Consider the following 11511-nt stretch of genomic DNA (forward strand, 5'->3'; position numbering starts at 1 on the left):
TCAGTTTGGCTAAGGTGTTGATAGGTCATGGCTACTTTGACTTGCAGGTCTAGAAGCTTTGGATACTAAAACATCCTTAGCCTCCTTAACTAGTTGTTCAAAGTTGCACTTCGTAGTTGAATCCACCATCTTCATAATGAGGTCGAGCAATTTAAATCCTCGCTATCGCTCACCATTGAAAAATATGCAGCCTTTCTTGATTCAGAGACTGTAGAGTTACTAGAATCATTAATGGCATCGAGCTTGCTTGGCCTTCTATCTCAAGCTCGAGCCGTCCCACCCATAGATAGACAACAAAACTTCAATAGACAATACAATTTGCTTTCAGGAAATAATATTTCTGAGTTGATAAATCAACATACCGATCTGATTGAAAAAATCGTTGAACTTTCTAATCAAAAGTTACCTGATGATAAAAAGATCTGCTTAAGCGCCGAGGATTGGCGCAATGATGTAGCTCCACAATTTGGCTCAGCTAGACTATAAGATGGGCCTATGAAGGATCTTGCATGGGAAATTATTCCGATAATTTCATTGGAGATACCCATCGTAAGTTTGCGCTACCCCCATACCCTTTTTAATCAAAAGCCATTTTTGCGGCAGTTGATTTAATTCGCCTTAATTTAGCGGTAGAGCTCAGTCTTCTATCGTATAACCAAGTATTTTCTTGAGGTCCCCTTTTAAACTACACATGAACTAGGGTATCCATTTAGAATCCAACCTCTTTTGTATCAGACGTAACAATTTCCCAGAATATTATAAGCACCCCTCAGGCAAAAGAATTAGGAAGAGCGCAACGCAAAGGGAATCACATCTCCACTCATTAATTGGGCGCATTCTTTGCTCGGGAAATATCAAACAAAAGATCGCTTAAAATTTCCGAAAATGAATTGCCATCTACATTGACTTTTATCGTTGTTTGGCAAAATAAATATTGCAGCACAACCACGCAAAATGCTTCAATAGTCTCATCCCCAGCATATCCACATAACTCGATATTTTGAAAAATACGATCATGTGCATCAGGATGGGTATTTCTTAAACAAGCCGTTGAATCAACTTCTAGACTTTGAATTGCTAGCACCGCAGTTGCTACACCAAGAGCGCGCTTTCTAAATCTTGAATCATTTTTCTTCAATCCATCCAGCAGCCATTCAGTAGCAAATTGATCAGCCTCACGTTCCTCTTGCTCCAAGAATGAGGTCCGAATCAGCGGGTGGCGCAGAACCACATGAGCAATCTCATGATGCATGATCCAACCAAGCGCAACAAGAAACAACTCAGTCGCGACTTGGGAATCGTCAAAACAACATGCATCTTGCATTGGGCGAGGACCCAACTCCGGCCACCGCTCAATCCCTGAGTCAAAAAGATTTCTCCTCGCCCATTGCAATAATTTAGAGGATGTTTTTAAGCGCTCATTCCCCAGGCAATTAAAATTTTCCGACCCACCCCTTTGGGATGCAGCATATTCCTGCGTAAGGACCCAGCAGTAATGAGAAAATGCCCATAAATACTCCAGCGAGGAAATTGGTAGCACAATTTCAGGATGTGCATCATCCTCATTAAATCTTACGCGAATCCCAAACTTCTTCTCATCCACAAAAACAAGATCAAACTGATAGTCATCGCGATGTTGAATACACTGGATTTCCTTTTCTGGTGCCACATTAAACAGTGCGCCTGCAATTTGAAACTCCAATAAGCAAATAGGGGATCTCATTTATTAAGCCTGCGGTTTTTAGCTGTTCATTCAGAAATCGTTATAGAAGTATGCATCAATTTTTTGGGGGCTCAAACAGCAAGGAAATAGAGGATCTAAAAATTAATAGGCAATGCTGCCCGCTCACCCCACTCATAAAGATCCCTACCAAGAATGTCTTTAAGAAAACAAATTGTGGCGTAGTACTTGATTGCCACCGGACTGGTGAAATTATTTTCCGCTGCGTAGTGCGCAGCCTTATCTCGAAGAAACTTGAAACCAAGTATGTCATTCGGAAACTCTGGCGCATCCCACTTAGAATACGGTCTATCAACTTCACCAATCATGGCGGGGACATACCAACTCCGTAACTTTATAAACGGATTGAGAAGAAGGATGCCGTCCTCTCGCATCAGCCAAACCCCCTCTTTAGCGAACACATCAACAATCCCTGGTGTTTGTTCTTCGTAGGGCTTCCATGCAGAGGGAAGAATGGTGATTCCAATCAACTTCTCAAGCTGCTCAGCCTTGTATGCCTCAACTAAAGCCTTTCCGAAATACACTTGATGGCGGCCTGTTGAGTCAAATTGAACCTCAAACTCACCAAATGAAATTGCTCCGCGCGCAGGAATATGCGCCGCCAATAGGGCGGACAATACCATGCCACCGATAGCGTAGATATCAAGAAACGCCCACTTACCGTAGCCCTTGGACTCCTGATAAAAAATAAAAGTGTCAGAAAAATAAATGGTCTTAAATGAGCCATTGAGCTCTTCCCATCGTCCGAAGGTTTTCAGCGCATTATCGATAACTGCATATATTTCACTGACTCCTTTAGATTCAACCAGATCACTAAAACCAAGAATATCCAAAAATAACAAATATCTACCTTGCTGAGAATTATTTATCGAAGTCATATATCCAAATTCTAGAAGGTTGATGACGTATAAAATTCATCTTTTTTCTGCATTGTCAAGTTTGCGATGCACAAATGACAATACGGAAAAGATATCAATTGCATCCTGCTCTGGCATTGCCCACACGATTTTAGGTGCATGTGCAATCGGGTTGCGGATCGCAGACAAGACGCCAATCAGTAAATGCGCAATCCCCTTCTGTTCACTTATGTCAGTTTCGGATCGAAGTGAGTTAAATGCAAGAATAGGCGCTCTGGTAGAAAAAGCTTGATTCACCAACTCAGCGCCATCAGTCTTTAAGCCAGATAACTGACGAATTCGCTCTGCAATACCCTTAACAGCCTCAAGTACGGCGTGGAAATAATTCTCCTCCAATAACTCAGACCGACAATACTTATACACCTCCTGGTGTGTGCCACGTGACTCTAAAAGTGATTGCAATCGGTTAGCACGCGCCCGCGCTCCAGATAGAGTGGTTTCACGGCTTGTATGAACAACCCTACCATCATCTCTAACTGCATATCCAGCAAATGCTAATGCTACATTTAACCCATCTCGTCGCCATTCAAATAGTTCTGGTGTTGAAATATAACGCGCTGGCGCCATGGCACGGTTAATAAACAATATAAGGTGATTCCCAACTTGGTGCTTATTTTGCACATAAGCTAGAGCATTAAATAGACGCTTCCATTTGGTTAGACTCGAATCAGGATCTGCTACCTTAATCTCAGCAAGAATGTGACGAATTTCTTCACCCCTGAGTCCATTGCTAGTATCAGCTAAAACTTTACATGTTGCCTCTAATTGACTTGAATCGAAACAAGGTATATAAGCCATGGTTACATAGTCATTAGTTTAATTTATACGCTTATTAAAGTCTTTCAACGATTGATTCGCCAGCTTAACTCAATTCCCTTCAATGATAGCTTCACATTGTTATCAATTGACGCCAAACTTCACGCCCTTTAGACCATCAACCGCTTGAACATTTCAGCCAATATCGCATGACGAATCGCTCTTAACACCTGACGTTCACTAGCAAGGGTCGTTGCTACCGACGGCTCATCGGGATATTCCAATTCAAACTTCATATACGAACTTTCAATTTCCTCGATCAGTTCATCTGCTGCTGGAAGCAATACTGCTAGCTGGCGATCAAGCTCTCGCTCAGCCGTTTGCCCACTCAAACCCAAAGCCCTTCCAGCACCCAAAACATCTTCCCGCGTAACAGCAGAGAAAGTTTTCGCATCGCCAATTGGTAAAGCTAGCGCCGTATTGGGCCAAGTCGCTTTTTCATTAGCAAAAGTACGCGTGTCATAGACTGCTGTTGATAGAAGATCGTACGCGTTGGCAATATTAATGCCCGATGCATCCACCAAGAACGATAGGTTCTTTAAATGATTATCTCCATTGCCCACCAACAAATTAAACGCCAACCAACGATAGATGGCCAATCGAGCAACGGCCTTGTTTCGACATTGGTTAACCGCCTGGGCAAGAGCATTTAAATTGGCACCATAGTATTTAAATTCACGTGATTTGTTTAGCAACTGACAGCTATCAATAATATGTAATCGCTTCGTTTGAATTGACGGCGAGATAACACGATCAAACCGCTCAATTACATAAACTGGCTGCGGAACATAAAGACGATACACATTAGGCACATCTAACCCAAGAGCCCGCGCTAATTTCATCGTGAAATACTCATTCATCACGGATGCTGAGTAAGCCGGATCTTGGTGATTAGGTTTTAAGATGTGTGTTGAAGGCGTGCTCGCTAAAGGCTCAAACAACGCCTCACCCTGAAGCACAACCAAGAGCTTATGCTGCGCCCCTGCCAAAGACATTTTCTTTGGCGCATTTTGTGAAATGGAGGCATGCGGCAAATTAGCGATGCGATTACTTAGCTCTGGAAAACTTAATGGGGCCAACCCTTGTTCTTGCGGCGTCACATCTTCTGGCAGCATTAATACTAGTGAGCCAGCCGACTCACGTCCAAAATACGCCAGTAGTCCAAAAGCATCTTCGCTTGGCAGCTTTGCCTCGCGAGCCAAAATGGTTCGCATACTTTCTTCGGGAAGCAGGTTATCAAAATACCACTGCACTGGTCTATTAGTAGCGCCATCCTGATGCAACAACCGCGTCCTTGATAAAGCTGGAGATAAATCAAATGTCTCAGGCGAATTTATCCAGTCTTGTTCATATTCAAAACTCCAAAGATTATTTTGCTCAGCAAGTTGCCCAACCCTCTGGTCATTAATAAATATATCCAGTACGCGCGCGCTCATACTGAACCCGCCTTTGGCACAGAAAACCGACGCTTGGGCGGCAGTGGCTTAACACCTTCCGCCTGCAATTTTTCAAAATTGGCCAATATGTCATCCGCTACATCTGCACTAAGTTCAATGCCAAGTTCTTGCAAGAGCTTAATTACGCGGCCAAATTGAACGGTTTCCTTGCCCCGCTCTACCTCACGCACAAAAACAGGCCCCAATCCAGCACTCCCAGCAACATCATCCAAGCGCAACTTTTGATGCTTACGAGTTGCCCTAATCAACAATCCTAGATCCTGAGGTTTGGTAATCTTGATTTTCACTGAGATGCCCTGATAAACGATGTTATGTCATCGATTATCTCATAATTTCACATCTAATATTAATAAAAGATGCATATGCATCGATATACTTAGAAATATAGCTGATATATAAATTATCGATGCTTAAGCATCGTTATAATAAATTTTCCAAATTAGCCGCCCATGTTTACTCATGCAGTCACTCAAACATGATAGGGTTCAAGCTCACCAAACCAAAATAAAGAGGTCTACCATGGCGCTTAACTCCAATGAATCAATTGGTCTAATCAAAGCTGGTATTGAATCAGGCTCAATTAAATTACGAGGTTCTGCTGGTTGTGGAGACATTGAGGCCGCTAAAGAGGTGGCTTTGATTGACTCTGCATATTTAAAAAAACTTTACTCAGATCTAAAGCTGGACAATTAAAAAACAGCTCTAATTCTAGAGTTTTGTACATTAGATGTAATTCATATTGAGGATGATCAATTGAATCTTATATCCGATAAGATAAGCCTTGCCACATCTCATTTAGGGATATTCTGAAATTACAGCAGCAATTGTATGCAAGCACTTTGCTTATAGTAAAACGTAAGAAATACACGAATGTACCTTCCTCTATCCGTCTTCAAAATTCTGAGATCACTCGGCATGAGGGAAAGAGAGAGTCCAGGAGAGTTTTGGTTCTTAAATAGAGAGGCTGTTGTCAAGGCTATAAACGCTAGATTTCCACCTACTGCATTTCAGTGTTTCGAAACGCAAATTAGATGGAGAACACCCATTGGGCAGGATGCTGAAAAGGCCGTACGGCAGTACATCAATACGCAGCAAGCTGTGAACTCAAGCGCGATCAATGCGGCATGGGCCCAGTCGCACCAGCCAATTCATCAGTTGACCTTTATTCTTGATTTCACCAACTTCTCTTTCGTATCTGGTGGCCAGCGTTATACACTCAATGATTTACAAGAGCTATATCCAAATCCCAAGGTTCAACCACACGCCAACCTTTCAGGGATAGATCTATCGGGAATTCGCATTAATCACTGCGTAATTCGCAATGTATCACTTGCCAATGCCAATCTAGATGGCTCCAGCCTTGGAGGACTCCACCTCGAGAACACCTTCCTTACTGGAGCATCCCTTCGCAATGCTCGCCTTGGACAGTTACGATTTACAAATAGCAGTTTCGCGGAAGTTGACATCTCTGGCGCATTTCTTAATGCCGTTCAACTGGATGACCACTGCATTCCAGGTGAATTTACATTCTCCGAGGTCAAGCTTGGCTCACGATTAGATCATACGACTGCATATGTTGATTTACCTTCTCTCAACTTGGTATGATTAAAGATCCCACCAATAGCTGACTTGCGTCCTCACCCCGACCATTAAAGCTATATAGCACGCACCTGCTCATGCGTACGAAGCAATTTAATCATCACATCAAGAGACCTCCTAAGATCATCACGACTGAAATCGGGCCTAGCCCCTTCTTCAGGATGATGAATTTTATTTCGAATCCAAACAGGTAAGGTCTCATTTTCAACTTTATAATTTCCGTTTTTCCCCACCCTTGAAAATGATTTTTCTATGGGGAGACTTCCCCCTTCAGGACTCTGTAACCACTCATTTAACTCCTTGAGCCCTGCACTCACATCATTAAATACTTTTTGAAACAACAAGGCAAATAATTCAATATGAAGACTTGTCGATGAAATATCGTATGCCAAATAGCTTACCAAGTTTGGAGATAGCTCCAGCCCACCCCCAATTTTTAGATTAATACAACTACTCCTAGGCTCACGCCTGTTTATCTTCACACATACATCTTTACTAATATTCATACCATGGAAAATATATGGTGAATGTGTGGCGATAATAAATTGAACATCCCTCCCCTGAAAAACTTTGGCCAAGAAATCACGATACTTTTCCTGCCACAGCGGATGAAGACTCAGTTCAGGCTCATCAATGAGAATAATTCCACCATCAAGCTTTCCCAAGTTCTTCAATATATATGCAACACGAAATATAACCTGACACTCACCAGTGCTTAAGGATTCGAGCCCTACTTCCGTACCATCTTTATCTTTAAATATTAAACTCTTAGCGCCATTTACATTTCTTATATCTATAAATTTTTTAGAATTATCAAAAAGAATATCAAAAGCATTCGTAAATCTATCAAACTTTCTTTCAATATGTGGGATTACGCCAACTTCTTTGCCTTCATTATTCTTAAGCCAGAATGAGCCCTCTGCATCATCAAGGGCTTTAATATCCACCAATAACTGAGGAATCTCCTTGGATAGGTTAATTGATTCCTCCTTTGGAATTTCTAACTCATCGCTATTTTTTGCGGTAACCCCTTTTGGAGACTCTCCTTTAAAACTAGTTTCAACTGTTGAATAAATGATCTTCATGATTTTCAACAATTCGCCGCCATCCAAAGGACTGCGACTCTGATCAGTCAACGCATTTCCATCGCGGTCAGTTAACCCCCACCAATAACCCCCATTTTTAAAATTGAGAGTTAATTTGATGTTGTGATTTTTAATGGGCTGAGAGTCATCCGGGAGTGATGCAAGCTCTTCCGGGCTTAACCTGAAAAAGAAAGCAATTCGATATGTTTCAACACCCCTTGGACCCTGAGTCAGAATTCTATAGACTGTCTCAAGCACACTAGTCTTTCCCGATCCATTATTTCCAACCAAAAAAACAAATTCAGTATCTTCTGCCTCAAAATCCACTTCGTGATTCTTGAAGATGGGATGATCGGAAAATATTATCTTTTGAATTTTCATAAATTATTAAAAAATATAGTAAATTTCAAGCAAGGTAAGGGGTGCGGTTTATGATTTATTGCCGTCCAAGAGGCACCTTCTAGTAATAGCATTAAGAGTAGTGCATTGCTCTCCCATCTCAAAACTGAACCACAGAAAAAATAGACGCCCCCGCCAAAAGCCAACCAAATCTCTAATAGAAGGTTTCTAAACGCCTAATCGCCGCAGGCAGAGCGTCACGAGGATGGGCAAACCTTCCACCAAGAAATTGGACGGTACCAGCATCCAAGTGATCAAAATCATTCAGCATATAGCAACTATGCACATTGACCAATGTCTCAACAACGGCTTTTAAATTATCGTCGGGAGATAACGCATTCAATATATCCCGCACCTTTACATGAACATCCTCTTTCCCATCCCTAATGTCAGCAAATAAATTGGGATGCTTAACCTTAAAACCAAGCAGCCATGTTTCTAAGCCAACAGTATTTCTATTTGGTGACATTACCCACCATCTAGCTAGATGCTCCGACTCCCGCGCGGTTAGAGACAATAATGTTGCAATAGCATCGAGCCAGTAAATATTTTCATCTAACGCAAGCCTCTCATCTCGATTAAATCGTCCACTCAGCGATTCAAGTAGACTTCGCATAGGGCCAATAGTGCCTTTACTAATATGGCTCAGCGGTAGATGTAATGGAAAATCAATAAATTTATCAAGGTACATTTGACCACCTGATCCCACCCCATAAAATGTTTCGACAGCAGCCTGAATCTGCGTACGATTCCATAATAGGATATAGATAACGTGTTCAATATTAAATAAGTGCTTTAGCCGCTCAAGAAAACGAATCGCGTACTCAGGCGAACACCGGTCAAGCTCATCTACAAATACTACGAGCTTCTTGTTAGTGCTTTGGCCAACAACCTCAGCCAATAAATTCTTCAAATGTATTAACGCCTGTTTTCTATCGGCCAAATCCTTCAGTCGAGACTCAATATAGGCGCTACTTTCATCCTTGATGGCATCGGATAGATCATCAACGATTTCATCATTAAACCCCGCAGCATTAGCAGCGGCTTTAGCCACAGCCTTGGCACCTGCAGGAATCAGTCGGGCTAGGCAAGGCGCTGCTTTTTTGAGCCAAGAAGCCTTATTAACGGACCCCACCTGATTGGCAATAGCGGCAACCAAAGAAAGCGCAGGATCATCCTCCCAATCCGCTTCAAATGCATCGATCCAGATTGTTGAAGCAATTCCTTCTTGATCTAATCCCCGCTTAAGCCTGTCGCCAAGCCACGACTTCCCCACACCCCATTCACCATCAATGGCGATAACTCCAGAATCTAGCCTTTTAATGAATTTAATTAACCCATTGGCATAGTCTTGACGATTCAATCGATCATCGGGGAATGGCTTTGATATCTGTGATGTCATGATGGCACTCCACTCTAATCTTCCAAAATATCATTCTAGCAATTATGGCCCTCTACCCCAATGGATTCAATCGAGTCATCAGGCAATTCATTTACATTAGCCACTAGGAATACGGGCGAATGCTATTCCACTGAACTATCACAATGCCCAAATGATTGAATATGACTTGGTTCAACTGGCAGACATAACATCAGCCAAGGGAAATTACACACGGACACCCTTTTGTGGTTTACCCTATGGCAAGCGTCCATTCCTGGGGAACAGGAAAATCCAGGACTTTATATACGAGCCATGGGGAGTCATCAAATTCCTCTGTTGAGAGCAATCCACGCCCTCGTAACTCCAACTCATTGATGAAAAATGGCATCAATATCAACCTTTCAGATTTTTGCGACTACATTTTGCATTAAAGAGTTAGCAATGAACCAGAGAGCATCGTTTAAAAATGGACGGCACGAAAGAAATTTGGCGCGAACTATTGAATATAGATTTTGGCTGAGAATAGGATTTAGTCCCTTCCAAATTCCGCACTGATTGGCTTACTTATTGTATTAAAGCTTCAGTGGAATAGTAGGTGAAACCCGAGTGACATGCTCGCCTTGGTATAAGAAATCATCAAGATGAATTCGGCAAACTCGTTTTTTCTTGGCCAAATCAAGAGCAGCCCGTTGAAATTGACTGCTTTCTTCACGTGTAAGTGAAATTACCGTTCTCCACCTTGGCAACATCCCTTTTTCAAAGTGAATGATGAGCCCTTTTCCAGTATGACTATCCAGTGGAATTTCTAGCCACGCTTCCAGAGGCTCCAATTTATAGTGCTTGCACAAATATCTGTTGTATAGGCAGTTTCGCAAGAAAATATTCGCACACTTTCTGGCCATACCCCAATGCCTTGCATCATGTGGAAGGGCATTCAAAAGTCCATCAGTAACTGCATCTAGTTTTTTTAAAAAATCACCTTCACTATGCGCTCTGATAGTTTTAATATCCCACTTACGAAAATAGTCTTTGATTTTTCCTGCCGTTCCGGCGGGAGCCATACCTCTAATAGTTGATGGACCAACGGCACCATTCGCCACCCTCTTTTGCATCCAATTGATTAACTCTTGGTTCATATTAAACTCCGGTAATCCCCCCTTATTTAACCGAGCCTAAAAGTAGGATTAGTTAAGCAACCATGGCCAGTCGCTGTTTCGGGGTAATGCCGCCCAATGCCATATTTGGACGTTGATGATTGTATTTATACATCCATTGCGTTGCAAACTCCTGAACTTCGTTAATGCTTTCCCAATAATGCTGAGATAGCCACTCATATCTGACGGTACGATTAAAGCGTTCCACATAGGCATTTTGCTGTGGTTTACCTGGCTGGATATGTTGTATGTGGATTTGATGCTTTGCTGCCCATTCCATGAGTCTGCCACTGACGAGTTCGGGCCCATTGTCCGCTCGTATAACAGCAGGCTTACCTCGCCAAGCAATAATTTGATCTAAGCTACGAACTACTCGCTCTGCCGGCAATGAGAAGTCCACTTCAATACCTAAGGCTTCACGATTAAAGTCATCAATCACATTAAACAGACGGATACTTCTGCCATCTTGCAACTGGTCATGCATAAAGTCCATCGACCAGACTTGGTTAATACTCAGCGGCACGACCAATGCATCTGGCTTATCTCGCACCAAACGCTTACGGGGTTTGATGCGCAGGTTGAGCTCAAGCTCGCGGTAAATCCGGTAGATGCGTTTGTGGTTCCATGTGTAGTTCTTGACATTGCGTAGATACAAATAACAAAGGCCAAACCCCCAACTGCGGTTGTTGTCCGTTAAGCGGATCAGCCAGTTGGCAATGAGCTCGTTCTGCACATTGTTCTTCGCTTCATAGCGATAGCAGGTCTCGCTCACGCTAAAGATAGCGCAGGCCAATCGAATGGGGATTGCCTTCTCTCTGACTGCCTTTTGGGCCATTGACCTGCCCTAGGATTTTCAGACCAAAAGCTTTTAGAGATAATGACTCCTTCAACCTAAGGAGCAGGTATGAAGAGAGCACGGTTTTCAGACGAACAAATTGTTCGGATATTACAAGAGGCAGATC

Annotated in this window: 11 protein-coding genes and 1 pseudogene; 3 read left to right on the forward strand and 9 right to left on the reverse strand. The window is 42.5% G+C overall.

The features are described 5' to 3' along the window. The first annotated feature begins 231 nt into the window (after window positions 1-231). The gene (locus tag VC182_RS11115) at window positions 232-486 is read left to right on the forward strand and encodes a hypothetical protein (RefSeq protein ID WP_323485321.1); all 255 of its coding nucleotides are present in this window, start codon (window positions 232-234) and stop codon (window positions 484-486) included. Between the two features lie 337 nt (window positions 487-823). On the opposite strand, the gene VC182_RS11120 is transcribed toward VC182_RS11115, so the two are convergent. The 5 genes from VC182_RS11120 to VC182_RS11140 form a co-directional block, all read right to left on the reverse strand. After that, on the reverse strand, window positions 824-1723 hold the full coding sequence (locus tag VC182_RS11120) for a phage exclusion protein Lit family protein (protein WP_216122002.1): 900 nt from the start codon (window positions 1721-1723) through the stop codon (window positions 824-826). A gap of 95 nt (window positions 1724-1818) precedes the next feature. Then, on the reverse strand, window positions 1819-2619 hold the full coding sequence (locus tag VC182_RS11125) for a hypothetical protein (RefSeq protein ID WP_323485322.1): 801 nt from the start codon (window positions 2617-2619) through the stop codon (window positions 1819-1821). Between the two features lie 36 nt (window positions 2620-2655). Next, complete coding sequence (locus VC182_RS11130) at window positions 2656-3456, reverse strand: TIGR02391 family protein (RefSeq protein ID WP_323485323.1); 801 nt, start codon at window positions 3454-3456, stop codon at window positions 2656-2658. Window positions 3457-3584: 128 nt separating this feature from the next. Further along, entirely contained in the window at window positions 3585-4910 is a 1326-nt protein-coding gene (locus VC182_RS11135) for a HipA domain-containing protein (protein ID WP_323485324.1), read from the reverse strand. Continuing rightward, window positions 4907-5218, reverse strand: a complete 312-nt coding sequence (locus VC182_RS11140) for a helix-turn-helix domain-containing protein (RefSeq protein ID WP_323485325.1) — start codon at window positions 5216-5218, stop codon at window positions 4907-4909. The genes VC182_RS11135 and VC182_RS11140 overlap by 4 nt, the downstream gene beginning before the upstream one ends. A gap of 232 nt (window positions 5219-5450) precedes the next feature. Here VC182_RS11140 and VC182_RS11145 point away from each other — a divergent pair, with 232 nt between their 5' ends. Both VC182_RS11145 and VC182_RS11150 read left to right on the forward strand, forming a co-directional pair. Then, window positions 5451-5624 (forward strand): hypothetical protein, encoded by a 174-nt coding sequence (locus VC182_RS11145; RefSeq protein WP_216121994.1) that lies wholly within the window; start codon window positions 5451-5453, stop codon window positions 5622-5624. A gap of 177 nt (window positions 5625-5801) precedes the next feature. Continuing rightward, the gene (locus tag VC182_RS11150; protein ID WP_323485326.1) at window positions 5802-6536 is read left to right on the forward strand and encodes a pentapeptide repeat-containing protein; all 735 of its coding nucleotides are present in this window, start codon (window positions 5802-5804) and stop codon (window positions 6534-6536) included. Window positions 6537-6586: 50 nt separating this feature from the next. Here VC182_RS11150 and VC182_RS11155 read toward each other — a convergent pair whose 3' ends face one another. The 4 genes and pseudogenes from VC182_RS11155 to VC182_RS11170 form a co-directional block, all read right to left on the reverse strand. Next, window positions 6587-7996 carry an AAA family ATPase gene (locus VC182_RS11155; protein WP_323485327.1) on the reverse strand — a complete coding sequence of 470 codons (1410 nt, stop codon included), beginning with the start codon at window positions 7994-7996 and terminating at the stop codon, window positions 6587-6589. 172 nt (window positions 7997-8168) lie between these two features. After that, window positions 8169-9416 carry a KAP family P-loop NTPase fold protein gene (locus VC182_RS11160; RefSeq protein WP_323485328.1) on the reverse strand — a complete coding sequence of 416 codons (1248 nt, stop codon included), beginning with the start codon at window positions 9414-9416 and terminating at the stop codon, window positions 8169-8171. Between the two features lie 551 nt (window positions 9417-9967). Continuing rightward, complete coding sequence (locus tag VC182_RS11165; protein WP_323485329.1) at window positions 9968-10531, reverse strand: hypothetical protein; 564 nt, start codon at window positions 10529-10531, stop codon at window positions 9968-9970. 52 nt (window positions 10532-10583) lie between these two features. Continuing rightward, a pseudogene (locus tag VC182_RS11170) lies at window positions 10584-11390 on the reverse strand (IS3 family transposase); the annotation flags it as partial. Window positions 11391-11511 lie beyond the last annotated feature (121 nt).

Source organism: Polynucleobacter sp. AP-Nickl1-40-C4, assembly GCF_035012665.1.
Classification (GTDB): domain Bacteria; phylum Pseudomonadota; class Gammaproteobacteria; order Burkholderiales; family Burkholderiaceae; genus Polynucleobacter.

What these genes read in the sequence shown, in the direction of transcription:
- VC182_RS11165 (WP_323485329.1), bottom strand. Translation starts at nt 10,531, where the DNA reads ATGAACCAAGAGTTAATCAATTGGATGCAAAAGAGGGTGGCGAATGGT.
- VC182_RS11145 (WP_216121994.1), top strand. Translation starts at nt 5,451, where the DNA reads ATGGCGCTTAACTCCAATGAATCAATTGGTCTAATCAAAGCTGGTATT.
- VC182_RS11125 (WP_323485322.1), bottom strand. Translation starts at nt 2,619, where the DNA reads ATGACTTCGATAAATAATTCTCAGCAAGGTAGATATTTGTTATTTTTG.
- VC182_RS11160 (WP_323485328.1), bottom strand. Translation starts at nt 9,416, where the DNA reads ATGACATCACAGATATCAAAGCCATTCCCCGATGATCGATTGAATCGT.
- VC182_RS11150 (WP_323485326.1), top strand. Translation starts at nt 5,802, where the DNA reads ATGTACCTTCCTCTATCCGTCTTCAAAATTCTGAGATCACTCGGCATG.
- VC182_RS11130 (WP_323485323.1), bottom strand. Translation starts at nt 3,456, where the DNA reads ATGGCTTATATACCTTGTTTCGATTCAAGTCAATTAGAGGCAACATGT.
- VC182_RS11135 (WP_323485324.1), bottom strand. Translation starts at nt 4,910, where the DNA reads ATGAGCGCGCGCGTACTGGATATATTTATTAATGACCAGAGGGTTGGG.
- VC182_RS11115 (WP_323485321.1), top strand. Translation starts at nt 232, where the DNA reads ATGGCATCGAGCTTGCTTGGCCTTCTATCTCAAGCTCGAGCCGTCCCA.
- VC182_RS11120 (WP_216122002.1), bottom strand. Translation starts at nt 1,723, where the DNA reads ATGAGATCCCCTATTTGCTTATTGGAGTTTCAAATTGCAGGCGCACTG.
- VC182_RS11155 (WP_323485327.1), bottom strand. Translation starts at nt 7,996, where the DNA reads ATGAAAATTCAAAAGATAATATTTTCCGATCATCCCATCTTCAAGAAT.